Annotated in this window: 12 protein-coding genes; 4 read left to right on the top strand and 8 right to left on the bottom strand. The window is 65.8% G+C overall.

Features of this window, described 5'->3' with window-relative positions:
- Positions 1-184: 184 nt before the first annotated feature.
- The 6 genes from ABEA50_RS14910 to ABEA50_RS14885 are packed head-to-tail and all read right to left on the bottom strand — an operon-like array spanning position 185 to position 7,967.
- The gene (locus ABEA50_RS14910) at positions 185-1,384 is read right to left on the bottom strand and encodes an acyl-CoA dehydrogenase family protein (protein WP_345495949.1); all 1,200 of its coding nucleotides are present in this window, start codon (positions 1,382-1,384) and stop codon (positions 185-187) included.
- Positions 1,381-3,081, bottom strand: a complete 1,701-nt coding sequence (locus ABEA50_RS14905; protein ID WP_345495948.1) for an ABC transporter ATP-binding protein — start codon at positions 3,079-3,081, stop codon at positions 1,381-1,383. The genes ABEA50_RS14910 and ABEA50_RS14905 overlap by 4 nt, the downstream gene beginning before the upstream one ends.
- Positions 3,081-3,935, bottom strand: a complete 855-nt coding sequence (locus ABEA50_RS14900) for an ABC transporter permease (protein ID WP_345495947.1) — start codon at positions 3,933-3,935, stop codon at positions 3,081-3,083. Before ABEA50_RS14900 ends, ABEA50_RS14905 begins: the two co-directional genes overlap by 1 nt.
- Positions 3,932-4,936, bottom strand: a complete 1,005-nt coding sequence (locus ABEA50_RS14895; RefSeq protein WP_345495946.1) for an ABC transporter permease — start codon at positions 4,934-4,936, stop codon at positions 3,932-3,934. Before ABEA50_RS14895 ends, ABEA50_RS14900 begins: the two co-directional genes overlap by 4 nt.
- Positions 4,933-6,570 carry an ABC transporter substrate-binding protein gene (locus ABEA50_RS14890; protein WP_345495945.1) on the bottom strand — a complete coding sequence of 546 codons (1,638 nt, stop codon included), beginning with the start codon at positions 6,568-6,570 and terminating at the stop codon, positions 4,933-4,935. The genes ABEA50_RS14895 and ABEA50_RS14890 overlap by 4 nt, the downstream gene beginning before the upstream one ends.
- Entirely contained in the window at positions 6,567-7,967 is a 1,401-nt protein-coding gene (locus ABEA50_RS14885) for an NtaA/DmoA family FMN-dependent monooxygenase (RefSeq protein ID WP_345495944.1), read from the bottom strand. Before ABEA50_RS14885 ends, ABEA50_RS14890 begins: the two co-directional genes overlap by 4 nt.
- 346 nt (positions 7,968-8,313) lie before the next feature.
- Between ABEA50_RS14885 and ABEA50_RS14880 the strand changes: the two genes are divergently transcribed.
- Positions 8,314-8,964 carry a nitroreductase family protein gene (locus tag ABEA50_RS14880; RefSeq protein ID WP_345496571.1) on the top strand — a complete coding sequence of 217 codons (651 nt, stop codon included), beginning with the start codon at positions 8,314-8,316 and terminating at the stop codon, positions 8,962-8,964.
- Between the two features lie 298 nt (positions 8,965-9,262).
- Here ABEA50_RS14880 and ABEA50_RS14875 read toward each other — a convergent pair whose 3' ends face one another.
- Positions 9,263-9,760 (bottom strand): MarR family winged helix-turn-helix transcriptional regulator, encoded by a 498-nt coding sequence (locus ABEA50_RS14875; protein ID WP_345495943.1) that lies wholly within the window; start codon positions 9,758-9,760, stop codon positions 9,263-9,265.
- A 119-nt stretch (positions 9,761-9,879) separates the two neighbouring features.
- On the opposite strand from ABEA50_RS14875, the gene ABEA50_RS14870 reads away from it, so the two are divergent.
- Positions 9,880-10,416 (top strand): VOC family protein, encoded by a 537-nt coding sequence (locus ABEA50_RS14870; RefSeq protein ID WP_345495942.1) that lies wholly within the window; start codon positions 9,880-9,882, stop codon positions 10,414-10,416.
- 46 nt (positions 10,417-10,462) lie between these two features.
- Here the strand turns inward: ABEA50_RS14870 and ABEA50_RS14865 are convergent, their stop codons facing one another.
- Positions 10,463-11,383 carry a VOC family protein gene (locus ABEA50_RS14865; protein ID WP_345495941.1) on the bottom strand — a complete coding sequence of 307 codons (921 nt, stop codon included), beginning with the start codon at positions 11,381-11,383 and terminating at the stop codon, positions 10,463-10,465.
- 182 nt (positions 11,384-11,565) lie between these two features.
- Between ABEA50_RS14865 and ABEA50_RS14860 the strand changes: the two genes are divergently transcribed.
- Entirely contained in the window at positions 11,566-11,730 is a 165-nt protein-coding gene (locus ABEA50_RS14860) for a hypothetical protein (protein WP_345495940.1), read from the top strand.
- A gap of 175 nt (positions 11,731-11,905) precedes the next feature.
- Entirely contained in the window at positions 11,906-13,399 is a 1,494-nt protein-coding gene (locus ABEA50_RS14855) for an AMP-binding protein (RefSeq protein ID WP_345495939.1), read from the top strand.
- The last annotated feature ends 112 nt before the right edge of the window (positions 13,400-13,511 follow it).

Below are 13,511 nucleotides of genomic sequence, written 5' to 3'. Positions count from 1 at the left end.
ATCGCGACCCGATGCGTTTTGCTGGACATGCTGAGTCCGGCACCGGACGATGCGATCAGGTTGTCGCATGGCAAGTGCCGAACCCGAGCGCTCCGAACATATCCCATCACCACGGGAAGAATGACGCGACTGCCGATCGACCCGACCTGCGCACCGCATCTGTCCGTTGCGATCGTCAGTGTGACTACTTCTGGAACGGCGACTGCGGAAGTCGGTTGTTCACCGCATGATCGCCGATGACCCTCGCCTTGTAGATGGACGGGTTGTGCGACGAAACCGTGCGTGCGTTGCGCCAGTGGCGATCCAGGGCCAGATCCGCATCGGTGGCCGAGGCGCTGGCGGCATCGAACAGATACCAGGTGGCTTCGCCGACGAGACGGGAGTTGAGGACCTGCACGGCGGCGGACTCGATGACCACCTCGGTGAGGCGGTCGGCGCGGGATTCGGTTGTGGCGGTGTGGAATCGGTCGATGGTGGCCGCGAGGGCGGTGACATTGGCACGGGCGCCGTAGCCGCGCGCGGCGACCTCGCCGACAACGGCAAGCACCTGCGGGTCGTCCTGAGGTTGCGGTGCCGCGGCGAGCGGGTAGGTCCTGGTGCGGCGGCGCACGAGCTGGGCGAGGTCTTCGCTTGCGCGGCGGGCGATTCCGGCCTGGGTGGCCGAATGCACGAATTGGTAGAAAGCGTTCAGGTAGGCGTCACGGTCAACGGAGTCGCGGTCGAAGACGTGACCAGGGTCGACCGGCACCTCGTCGAAAACAGCTGTGCCGCTCGCGGTCAGGCGCTGACCGAAGCCGTTCCAGTCATCGGTGACGGTGACGCCGGGCGCGTCGGCGCGCACCACGGCCTCGGTAAAACCCGAGTCCGCCGGGACCAGGACATTGATCCAGTCGGCGTACAGGCTGCCGGTGGTGTAGTACTTCGTGCCGGAAAGGCGCAGGTCGTCGCCAGAACCAATGAGCTCCGTGTCCCCGTCGACCAGTGCGGTGGAACCCGGCGCGGGCTTGGCTGGCGCGCGGACCGAGGCGGCGGGGCCGAACAGCTCACCGCGACCGGCGGCACGCAGCAATTCGTCGCGACCGTCACCGGGTGATCGCAGCCGCAGCGATTCGATGAATCCCAGGTGTCCGCGCACGATCTGGGTGAGATTGGAGTCGGCGGCGGCGACCTCGATGAGCAGCGCGGCCAGCTCGCTCACCGTGCCACCCGCACCACCGAACTCGGTGGGCACGCGCAATGCGCCGAGCCCGGCGTCGGCGAGCGTACGCACGTGCGTCGCGGGGGACAGGCGACCATGTTCGCGTGCGACGGCTTCCGAGCGGGCCGCGGCGGCCGCCTCGATGACGAGTTCGCTGATGGTGGTGCTGGTGCGGGTGCCGCTCATGCGCCGATGCTCTCCTGCGTAGTCCGGGTGTTGTGCAGTCGCGCGTACTCGAGTCGAGGCAGCGACGCGAGGAGTCGCTGGGTGTAGGGCGCGCGCGGCTCGGTGAAGATCTGGTCGGCATCGCCCTGTTCGACGGCTCGACCACCCTGCATGACCAGTACTCGGTCGCTCATGTGATGGATGACGCCGAGATCGTGCGAGATGAACAGATAACTGAGGCCGAGCTGTTCCTGGATATCGGTGAGCAGGTCGAGGACCTGGGCCTGCACGGAGACATCGAGCGCGGACACGGCCTCGTCGAGCACGATGATCTCGGGTGCGGTGGCCAGCGCGCGAGCGATGGCGACGCGCTGCCGTTGGCCGCCGGACAGGACACTGGGCCGTGCGTCGAGGTGTTTCGCGGTGAGGCCGACAACGTCGAGCAGGGTCAACGCACGAGGTTGTGGCCGACGCGCACGCTCGGGGTCGCCGAGCCGAATGGCGTCGGTGAGAATGCGTTCCACGCTCCAGCGGGGATCGAAGGAGCTGAGCGGGTCCTGGTAGACGACGGCGATATCGCGGCGGATACGGCGTTGTTCGGCATTGTCGGTGCGCGGACGCGGCGTGCCACGGTAGCGGATTTCGCCGCTGTCGGGGCTGACCAGTGCCAGCGCGATCCGCGCCAACGTGCTTTTGCCGGAACCTGATTCGCCGACGATCCCGAGTGTTTCGCCGCGGGCGAGCTGGAAGGAGACGTCATCGACGACGGTGCGGGTGATGCGGTCGGGCCCGCGATAGGACTTCACGACATTGCTTGCCTCCAGCAGGATTTCGTCCTTGTCAGAATCCTGGGCGGACCGGTCGGGAAACAGCGTGGCGGCGGTGTGGGTGGCCGTTCCTCGAGTGAGTCGGGTGCCCTTGGTGTGTTCGCTGGGCACGGCGTCGATCAGCTGACGGGTGTAGGCGTGCTGCGGATTGGCCAGAACCGTTGCGGCAGGACCGGATTCGACAATCCGACCGCCTTGCATGACCAGGATGTCGTCGGCGAGCTGGGCGACGACGGCGAGATCGTGACTGATGAGCACGACACCGGTGCCTTCGGCGAGCATCTCCTCCAGTACTCGCAGAATCTGCGCCTGCACGGTGACGTCGAGTGCCGTGGTCGGTTCGTCGGCGATGACGATGTCGGGACCGAGTGCGATCGCGGAGGCGATGAGCGCGCGTTGGCGCAGACCGCCCGACAGTTCGTCGGGACGTTGGCGGGCACGCAGTTTCGGCTCAGGGACGCCGACACGGTGCAGTAGTTCCTGCACGCGCTCGCGACGGTCGGTTCGTCCGAGCCGTTCGTGCAGGCCGATGCTTTCGCCGATCTCGTTGCCGACCGGGCGCAGCGGGTCGAGCGAAACCAGGGCGTCCTGCAGGACGAATCCGATCTTGGTTCCTCGGATGCGCCGCCACCGGCGTTCGGTGGTCTCCAGCAGGTTCTCGCCGTGCAAGCTGAGCGTGTCGGCGCGCACGATCGCGGTGTCGCCGGTGAGTCCGAGCAGCGTGCGGGCGGTGACGCTCTTGCCGGAACCCGATTCGCCGACGAGGGCGAGGCAGCGTCCGGGACGTACCTGAAAGGAGACATCGTGCACGACCGGGACTGTTTCGCCGCCCGGTGCGCGGAAGGAGACGTCGAGGTGTTCGACGCGCAGGCCGCGTTCGGTGTCGGTCATCAGGTGGTGGTCCCTTCTGCGCGGTCCTGGAGATAGCGACCGATCTGGGTGACACCGAGGGCGACCAGCACGATCGCGGTGCCGGGGAACACCTCCAGCCACCAGGCGGACAGAATCTCGCTCTTACCTTCGTTGAGCAGCACACCCCATTCCGACGACGGCGCCGCGACACCGAGTCCGAGGAACGACAACCCCGACGCCCACACCACGCACTGTCCGATGCCGAGGGTGAACAGGGCGAGCAAGGGGCGCAACGCGTTCGGGAAGATGTGCTGGCGGAAGATGGTGCGCCGGGTGTGGCCCATGGCGCGCGCGGCTTCGACGTAGCCGGAGTTCTCGACGCCGAGCGCTTGGGCGCGGATCAGGCGCGCGTAGCCGGGCGCGGTGCCGATACCGACCGCGATGACCAGGCTCTGCGCGGACGGGCCGAGCAAGGTGACCAGGAGCAAGGCCAGCAGCAAAGTGGGAAACGCCAGCAGGATCTCCAGCAGACGATTGACCGGTGCGGCGACCCAGCGCGGTCCGATTCCGGCGGCGAAACCCAAGACCACCGCGATGATCAGGGCGACGACGACCGCGCCGACCCCGATCGACAGCGATTCGCGAGTTCCCCAGACGATGCGACTGTAGAGGTCGCGTCCAGCGTTGTCGGTGCCGAGCAGATGGGTGAACGAGGGGGCGTCGAGCACATTGTCGAGGTCGGTGCGCAGCGGTGAATGCGTGGAGAGCACACCGGGAATCACCACGGCACCAACGAAGAACAAGGTGACGATGCCGGAGACGACAACGGTGAGCGGCGGGCGCGCGCGTCGCGCGGTGCGCGTCGGGGCGACGAGGGTGACGGGGGCGGTCATCGGCGGGACTCCAGTCGTGGATCGACGATGAGGTAGACGGCGTCGATCACCAGGTTGATCAGGACGTAGGCGAAGCTGATCAGGATCACGATCCCGGAGACGACCGGGAAGTCCTTCGCCGAGACCGCGGTGACCAGCACGCTGCCCAATCCCGGTCGCGCGAAGACGTTTTCGACCAGTACCGCACCCGAGAGCAGGCTGCCCATGGCCCAGCCGGTGAGGGTGACACCGGGAATCAACGAGTGGCGCAACACATGTCGAGCACGCACACCGCCGGACCCCATGCCGCGTGCGCGTGCGGTGAGGACGAACGGTTGCCGGGATGCCCGCCCGAATTCCGCGCGGGTGGCCTGGCCGAGGAACCCCGCGAGCGGGATCGCCAGGGTGACCAGCGGCAGAATGGTGCCGGCAGGAGTGGTGCCGCCGAGTACAGGGAACCACCGCAGGTGGATCGCGCCGAAGATCAACAGCAGCACGCCGACCCAGTAGTGCGGCAGACCGGCGGTGACGGTTTCGACCGCCGATCCCAGTGTGCCGACGCGACCGCGCCGACCCGCGGTGAGCAGGGTCCACGGCACGGTGAGCACCCAGGCCAGCAGCAGCGCGCCGACCGCGAGGGTCAGTGTGGGCGTGATCTGTTCGCCGATGACATCGGTGACCGAGCGTTGCAGTTGCAGCGACTGACCGAAGTCGCCGTGCAGGAGATCGCCGAGGTAGGTCCAGTATTGCGCGAGCACGGGACGGTCGAAGCCGTACTGCGCGTTGATCGGAGCCAATTCGTCGGGCGTACGTTCGATGGTCTGGCCGGAGCGGATATTCAACAGGATGGTGGCGCGGTCGCCCGGCAGCAGTGCCAACACCACGAAGGTGACGGTCACGGTGCCCCACAGCACGAAGATCGCCGAGGCGACGCGAGCCGCGACGGCGCGCGCGATCGCGCCGACCTTGCGTGGTGGCGCCGCGTCGTCCGACGCGACGGGGACGGCGATGACGGCGGTCATGACGGCTCCACGAAGTAGGCGTCACTGAATACCGGCAGTCCGTTGCCGCTGTCCTGCCAGACGTCTTCGAGGTTGTCGGCGACGGTGAGGTTGTAGGTGTAGTCGTAGACACCGACGGCGATGGCCTCGCTGTCGAACCAGTCCTGCAATGCGGCGTATTTGCGCGTGCGTTCAGCCGGGTCCGGTTCCCGTTGGGCGTCCAGGATTTTCGCCTCGACCTCGGGGTTGTCGAAGAACGCTGTGTTGTTGCCGTTGGGCGCCTGCGCGGTGCCCGCCTTGTAGGTGATGTAGAGGATGCTCGGCGACGGCCACACCCAATAGCCGAAACTGACTTCCTTGTCGGCGGGTTTGGCGTAGGCGCCACCGAACTGCTGGGTTTGGGTCAGCGGGAGCAGTTCGAGGTCGATGCCGACCTGCTTGACCTGGTCCTGGATGATCTGGACCGCGGTGGAACCGTCCGGGGTGATGATCGAGCCGAGACCGTAGGGCAGGCGGGCTTTCAGCGTCTGCCCCTCCTTGGCGCGGTAGCCGTTCTTGTCGCGCTGGGTCCACCCCGCCTCGTCGAGAAGTCGGTTCGCGGTCGCGGGATCGTAGGGCAGGCTGTGGTCCACATTGCGGTAGTCGGGTGTGGTTTTGCTCAGTGAGCCATTGCCTTCGAACGGCACCGATCCCTTGAACACGGCGCTGGTGATCTTGGCGCGATCGATGGCGTGCACGAAGGCTTGGCGGACCTTGCGATCGGTGAACGGACCGCGATTGGTGTTGAAGGTGAGCGCTTGCGGACGGCCGGTGGCGACATAGTTGAGCACCTGGTAGTCGCGATTGGCGTTGGCCCACTGCGAGGAAGGGATGTCGTAGACGGCGTCGGCTTGACCAGTCAGCAGCGAACCCCAGCGGGTCGTCGCGTCGGGGACGAATTTCCAGTCGAGTCGCTGTGCGTAGGCCGGGCCCTGATGTTTGGCGTTGGCGGGCGCGGAGTTGTAGTTGTCGTTGCGGACGAAGTCGATGCCCTCGCCGCGCTTCCATTCCTGGACGATCCACGGGCCGGTGCCGACCGGTGCGAGGCAGTTCTGTTCGGCGGTGTGCTCGCTCAGTGCGGTGGGGGATTGAATCCCGAAGTGCCCGTTGGCCAATTCGTTGAAGATCTCCGGATTGGGTTCGCTCGTGCGCAGGGTGACCGTGTGGTCGTCGACGGCGTCGGCGCCGGTGAGGAACGAGTAGCTGACCCAGCCGAGGTTCTTCAACCAGAACTCGACGTTGGCGACTACCGCCTGTGCGTCGAACGGGGTGCCATCGGTGAAATGGACGTCGTCGCGCAGCGTGAAGGTGACCGCCTTGCGGTCCGGCGAGGTCTGCCACGAGGTGGCCAACCACGGCCGAATGGCGCCGTTGTCGTAGCTGACGAGTGAGTCGAACACCTGCCGGGACAGGTAGGCCTGCTGGACCCAGCCGCCCCACAGGCACGGTGGTTCCTGGTAGTGGGCGTAGGTGATGGTGCCGCCGTCGACCCGGTGGGTCGCAGCCGAGCTGGGGGCGGCGTCGTCGCCACAGCCGACGGCGAGCATCGCGGTGAGTGTCAGCGCCGTGGCGATACCGGACGGTCGGCGCAGCACTCGTCGTGCTGAGCCGTTCACGCCCGCGCGGCCCGATCGGCGCCGATACGCACCGCGTGTGCGGGGTGCCCGGAGTGGATCGCGTCGCCGTTGCGAAACAGCTTGTCCCGCAGGGTGCCAGGATGATATTCGCGCTGCGCCAGGCCGCGTTCTTGCAGGACGGGAACGACCTGATCGACCCACTCGTCCCACCAGCCGAGCGTGGTGACCGGGACGACGTTGAATCCGTCGACGCCCGCGTCGGCCCAGCGCTGGACCTCGTCGGCGATCTGATCCGGGGTACCCGCGAAGCGGCCGGGCAGCAGCGCGTGCCGCAGCAGGTAGTCACCCCAGGTGACCGGCGCGCCGTTGCCGTGATCGGCGTCGGCGGCGGCGCGCAGACCGGAGCGGACGTGGTCGCCCACCGAGGCGCGGTCGCGCAGTTCGGTCAGTGTCGTGTTCGGGTCGATGCCGAAGAAGTCGATGCCGGAGTTGCCGCTGTAGAAGGCCTGGAGCGCGTCGAAGTCGATGTGGTCGTGCAGATGTCGCTGCTTGCGCTTGGCTTCTTCCTCGGTGGAGCCGATGACGGTGGACAGTTGCACGATCTTCTTCAGTGACTTCGGGTCGCGGCCTTGCGCGCGGGCTAGGTCGTCGAGGATCGCGATGTCGCGGCGCGCGGCCTCCGGTGTGGTCGAAGGGAGGAACGTGACTTCGGCATTGCGGATCGCGAATTCCCTTCCCGCCGGGGAGTTTCCTGCCTGGAAGAGGACGGGGGTGCGCTGCGGGGACGGCTCGACGATGTGCGGTCCCGCGACGCGGTAGCGCGGTCCCTCGTGGTCGATGCGATGGATCTTGTCCGGGTCGAAGAAACGGTTCGTGGCCGGGTCGTGCACCACGGCGCCGTCTTCCCAGGACTTCTCCCACAGTTTGTACGCTACGTCGACATATTCTTGCGCCCATTCGTACCGGTCGTCGTGGGCGACAATGTCATCGTGACCGAAGTTTTGAAATCCGTTGCGCAGATACGAGGTCACGATGTTCCATGCGACTCGACCGTTGGTGAAATGGTCGAGTGAGGAGAGCTGGCGTGCGAACGCGAACGGGTGGCTTTGGATGATATTGCTGGTGACCGCGATTCCCAGATGCTCGGTAACCAGTCCGAGCGCGGAGACGATGGTAACCGGGTCCGGTTCGGGGAATTGTGAGCCCGCGCGAATAGATGCGGTGCCGTCGCCGAATTCGAGGTCGTAGACGCCGGATACATCGGCGATGAACAGGGCGTCGAAACGCCCGCGCTCCAGTGTTTTCACCACCTCGACATAGGGCTCCAGTTTCGTATACCCGTACTGGACCTGCCCCTCCTCGGTGCGCCAATAGCCATGGCTGTGGTGATTCGGGGTCAAATGGAGGAAAGCGTTGTACAGCAATTCGCGCGGCACCGGAGGAGCTCAATTCGTTAGATCAATCGATAACTGATGAAAAGTAGCACCGCCGAAATCGATTGAGAATCTTTAGAATCAGAGAGCTTTGAAAGGAATGTTGTCGACACTGCAGGGAGGGCCCGGAGGTCATAGCGCATACGAATATGTTGGTGTCGGGGATGGCGACGCCGAGGGTCGAGTGGATGTCGTCGCGTAGCGCACCGGCCGATTGGTGGCGTGATTGTTCGGACGGCAGCCGGTGTGAGCTGTGGAACACCGGTGGCCGGAGTGGTGTTGATTTTGCCGTACGGTCGGTGGCGATCTTGCCGACAACGCAGCGACGCAACAGGAGCAGAGAATGCCGTTGGAACTGGACCTTTCCCCAGACGAACTGCTGTCGACAACGCGAGCCGTCCGCAAGCGGCTGGATCTGGATCGTGCGGTTCCGCTCGAGGTCGTGCGGGAGTGCCTCGAGCTCGCGGTGCAGGCGCCGAGTGGCTCGAATCGGCAGAGCTGGCATTTCGTCGTGGTCACCGATGCCGAGAAGCGGCGGGCATTGGGGGAGTTGTATCGGCGCGGCTGGCAGGCATACCAGGGTTCCCCCGCCTACCCCGGCAACAAGCTCACCGGGGATGCCGAGGCCGATGTGGCCAGGCAGCGCATCGTGAGCTCGTCGACCTACCTCGCCGAGAAGATGGGCGAGGTCCCCGTTCTGGTGATTCCCTGCTTGCGTGGACGCGTGGACAATGTCGCCAGCGGACTCAGCGCGTCGCATTGGTCGTCGCTGTTCCCTGCGGCGTGGAGCTTCTGCCTGGCGGCGCGTTCGCGTGGGCTCGGCACCGCCTGGACCACACTGCATTTGAGCTACGAAAAGGAAGCGGCCGAGGTGCTCGGTATCCCGTTCGATGAGGTGTCGCAGGGCGCTCTGTTGCCCGTTGCGTACACGAAGGGCACCGATTTCAAGCCCGCGCCCCGGTTGGACCTCGACCAGGTCGTGCACGTCGACGCCTGGTGAATCCATCGCATCACGCGTGCGGCACCGCGGCCCGAAACCGCGGTGCCCGAGCGTGCACTATCCGTAGGTAGCGCCGTCGAGGTGTTCACGGAGTAGATCGGCGTGACCGTTACGGCGGCGTACTACTCCTCGATCGTGTGGGCATACCACCCCGCGCGGATCGACCTCCTGTCCCATGGACCGGCCCGTGTCGGTCGGCGGTCGACGCGGTGCTTGCTTGCGTGGTCGATAGCCGCGCGCCCGGTGGTCTCGGTGCGCGCGTTGGCGTTCAGTGGCGGCACGAGGCGATCGAGGGTGCTCACTGATGCTGGTCGTAACGGCGGTAGGTCGCCGACATCGTTCCGGTGGGGTCGAGTCTGGCGAGGATGGCGTCGGCGATTTCTTGCAGTTGTCCGACCTGCTCGGGTCGCAGCGCGTCGATGATGTTGTCGCGGACTGCCGCGGCGTGTCCCGGCGCGGCCTGGTGTACCTTTTCCCAGCCGGTCTCGGTCAGGTGTGCGTTGGTCGAGCGTGCGTCGGCCGGGGAGGGGATGCGTTCGACCAGGCCGCGATCTTCCAGTCTTCGGACCACGTGCGACAGGCGTGGGGGTGTCGAATTCGTCTGGGCCGCAAGCGCGCTCATCCGCAAGGTGTGCTCGGGTGCCTCGGACAGGATCGCCAGCACGAAGTATTCGAAATGCATCAGGTCGGCGTCGCGACGCAGCTGGGCGTCGAGTGCGCCCGGCAGTAGTTCGACCACCGTCACCAGACGGATCCACGCCGCCAGTTCGCTCTGGCTCAACCCGGTCTTGTCCACGTGGCCATCATCGCACAGATAGTTGTATCTACAGCTATCTGCTGGTATCGTTTTATTTGTAGCTACAAATAAAACTACGACCTGAGTCCACAAGACCGATCCGCAAAGGAACGCAGCCGATGTCCATCTCACCCGTTCGCTTGAACCATGCTGTTCTAGTCGTCGCCGACCTCGACCGTTCGGTGCGCTTCTACACCGAGGTCTTCAACATGGAACTGAGCAGCCGTGAGCCGCAGCTCAACGCCGCGTTCCTGCGGCTACCTCGTTCCGGCAACCACCACGATCTCGGGCTGATGGGGCTCGCGGGGGCGACGCCACCCCCGGCTCGATCGGTGGGGCTGTATCACCTCGGCTGGCAGCTCGACACCATCGAAGAGCTGGTCGAGTTGCGCGAGATCCTCATAAACGCAGGCGCTTTCACCGGAGAGTCCAGCCACGGTGCGACCAAGAGCGTTTACGGCTCCGACCCCGACGGACACGGGTTCGAGGTGATGTGGATGCTCCCGCGCGAGGCGTGGGGAAAGTACGAAAACGCCGCCGTCGTCGAAGAACTGGATCTGCGTGGCGAAGTGGCCGCATGGTCGGGTCGCCGTACCGCGGGCGAGATCGTGCACGAATCGGCAGTGGCGCCCGAAAGTACCTCTCGGACCGCCTGATTCGCGGTCCTCGGCGGGCCGGGTGGGTTCTCGGGAAACGGCAGTCCTAGTGCTCGAGCTCCTGCTCGTTGACCGGACCCCAGATATTGACGGTCGCGACGTCGACCTCCCAGGTCCGGGGGTATTGCGGGTAGGACTCGTGCCACGGGCGAGGTTCCCAGTAGCCCTTGGACTCGTCGTGGATCACGTCGAGTTGGGTGAACAGTTCGATGGTGTGGCCGTCGGGGTCCCGGTGATAGGTGAACAGGTTGTGGCCGGGGCCGTGGCGGCCGGGGCCCCAGTGCAGGCGGAAGTCGTTCTTGCCGAGGTGGTCGAGCATGGTGATCAGATGGTTGGGGTCGCGCATTTCATAGGCGATGTGGTGCATGCCCGACTTGATGGTGCTCGCCATGAAATTCGCGGCGTGGTGGTCGGCGTTGCAGCGCAGGAAGACGAAGAAGTCGCCGACGGTATCGGACCACTTGAAGCCCAACAGATCCTGATAGAAGTTCTGCATCCGCGGCAGTGCCGGGGTGAACGCGGCGACATGGCCGAGTTTGGTCGGTCGCAGCGGTGCGCGTCCGTCGACGCCGCTGGGTTCCTGACCCTCGATCAGGTGGAGTTCGACGTTGGTGCCGGGCTCGCGCATGACCAGGGCGTCCGGTGTGCCGGGGGAGATGTCGGAGCGCCGCTCGACCTCGTACCCAGCCTCGGTCAGCCGTCGTTGCGCGGTCGAGAGTGAATCCCACAGTTCGTAACCCACGGCGGCGCGTGCCTTCTTCTCACCCTTGGTCAGCACGACGCAGTGGTGGTCGGCGCCGGTGGTGAGGAACGCTTCGTCGGCGGTCTGCTCGACGACGGCGAAGTCGAGGACCTGGGTGTAGTACCAGACGAGACGATCGAGGTCGGGCGTGCTGAAGGTGACGTAACCGAGCTTCGACACGCGCGCGGCGGGGTCGACGGCACCGGTTTCGGGCGTGGTGCTCATGGAAATCTCCGTGTTCTCCCACCGTGGCGGTGTGCGGCTGCTTCGAGTGATCGTTCCGGTTCGGCGATATCGACGCTGCGGTCGAGTTCTCCGGCGCCCCGCTCGGGCTCTCCGGCTAACGGGTGACCGGTGGTCGGCACTACTTCGACTGTGACGGTACGCTTCTGACTCGTCTCGACCCGGTGGCGGACGGAGATCCCGCGCCGTACCCGCCGAATCACGGGCACTGCTATTTCGCCACCGACGAGGATCTGGTGTCCGTGCGCGAACGGGCGCTGGGCGCCTGTGCGGTCCCCGATTCGCAGCGCGGTGAGATCGGCGCGCAGCCGTGGGATGAGCGTCCTTAACTCCGCGCGAGATCCTTGGGAAAATCCGTTCGCGTTCGTGCAGTCCGGCACCGAATACGTGGGCGGACCGTTTCACTGGTCCGGACAGATCGATGACGTCGGGGTGGCAGACTTCGGTGGTATGACGACCGGAACCGAGCAAGCTTCCGATCCGACGATCAGGTGTGGAACCCGCGTGCGCACACACCCGGTGGTGCAGCGCAATGCCGGGCGATTGGCTGCCGCGCTCGCGGCCGCGGGACTCGGTGCGGGGGACCGTGTGGTGGTGCTGGTGCGCAACGACATCGAGTTCCTCGAGGCACACGCGGCGGTGTCGGCGATCGGCGCGAATCCGATTCCGGTCAATACGCACTGGCAGCCGCCGGAGCTCGCGCACGTGCTGCGTGACAGTGCCGCGCGGCTGGTGATCGCGCACACCGAGTTCGTCCCCATCGTCGAGCGCGCGCTCGCCGCGACGGTGACCGAAGTTCCGGTGCTCGAAGTCGAGATGGCGCCGGAACTTCTGGCCGAAACCGGACTCGACCCCGACCTCGCACACCCCACGGGCCGGTATCCCACAATGCGGGAGTGGATCGATGCCCGCCCCGAGCCGATCGGTCACCGGGACGGTGCGATCGCGGATTCGATGGGGGTCGTTTACACCTCAGGCACCACCGGCAGCCCGAAAGGTGTGCTGCGCGAACCTATGGCGGCCGAGCAGTTGCTGTCGATCGCCGGTGCCGCGGCGCGGCGGATGGGTGTACGTCCTGGCGGACAGCTGCTCGTGGCCGGGCCGCTTTATCACACCAGCCCCAACGCGGTCGCGGTGCTCGGCATGCGCATGGGCACGAACATCACGATCATGCCGCGCTTCGACGCCGAACGGTTTCTGCACCACATCGATACGCACGGAATCGAGCAGGCCAAGATCGTGCCGACAATGCTGTCGCGGTTACTGTCGTTGCCCGCCGAGGTGCGGGCTCGCTACGACGTATCGAGTCTGACGCACCTGATCCATTCCGCCGCACCGTGCCCACCGGCTATCAAGCGCGCCGCGATCGAGTGGTTCGGGGACGCCGTGTGGGAGTACTACGGCTGTTCGGAAGCGGGCACGATCACCTGGATCAGCGCCGACGAGTGGTCGGCGCATTCCGGCAGCGTCGGACGTCCGGTCGACGGGTCGTCGGTCGTGATCGCCGACGCGAGTGGGAACCCCTTGTCCCAGGGCGAGATCGGTCGGGTGTTCGTGCGCGGCGCCGACTACTGGCCGAAGTTCCGCTACCTGAACCACGGCACGACCGACAGCCCGGTGGGCGGGCACATCAGTGTCGGCGACATCGGTTATCTCGACGACGACGGGTTTCTGTTCCTGACCGGACGCTCCAGCGAGATCATCATCTCCGGCGGGGTCAATATCTATCCGGCCGAAATCGAAGCTGCCCTGGCCGAAATCGAGGGTGTGGAGGATGCGGCCGTGTTCGGTATCGCCGATGTGGCTGATCGCGGTGAGGCGGTGGCCGCCGACGTCGTGGAGCGTCCCGGTGCGGCGTTGACCACCGATGCGCTGCGAGGGGCGCTGCGTGGCCGACTCGCCGCCTACAAGATCCCGAGTCGGATCAGAATCGTGGCCGAATTGCCCCGTGACGAGTCCGGGAAGATCAACAAACGCGTTCTGCGGGAACATATGTGAGGGCCCCGGCGCGAGTAAACTGATGGTCGGCGTCGCGTACGGGGGCATGAGCAATAGACGAGCAGTCGTGCTGCGGATTCGGTTTTTACTGGAGTCGCACACTGAACATGCG

Origin of the sequence: Nocardia callitridis (assembly GCF_039543305.1) — a bacterium.
Taxonomy (GTDB): domain Bacteria; phylum Actinomycetota; class Actinomycetes; order Mycobacteriales; family Mycobacteriaceae; genus Nocardia; species Nocardia callitridis.
The sequence above is the reverse complement of the archived record's forward strand: the minus strand, read 5'-3'. Positions and strand labels throughout refer to the sequence as shown.

Coding starts and splice junctions, on each gene's coding strand:
- ABEA50_RS14900 (WP_345495947.1), bottom strand. CDS start 3,935: ATGACCGCCCCCGTCACCCTCGTCGCCCCGACGCGCACCGCGCGACGC.
- ABEA50_RS14865 (WP_345495941.1), bottom strand. CDS start 11,383: ATGAGCACCACGCCCGAAACCGGTGCCGTCGACCCCGCCGCGCGCGTG.
- ABEA50_RS14910 (WP_345495949.1), bottom strand. CDS start 1,384: ATGAGCGGCACCCGCACCAGCACCACCATCAGCGAACTCGTCATCGAG.
- ABEA50_RS14905 (WP_345495948.1), bottom strand. CDS start 3,081: ATGACCGACACCGAACGCGGCCTGCGCGTCGAACACCTCGACGTCTCC.
- ABEA50_RS14870 (WP_345495942.1), top strand. CDS start 9,880: ATGTCCATCTCACCCGTTCGCTTGAACCATGCTGTTCTAGTCGTCGCC.
- ABEA50_RS14895 (WP_345495946.1), bottom strand. CDS start 4,936: ATGACCGCCGTCATCGCCGTCCCCGTCGCGTCGGACGACGCGGCGCCA.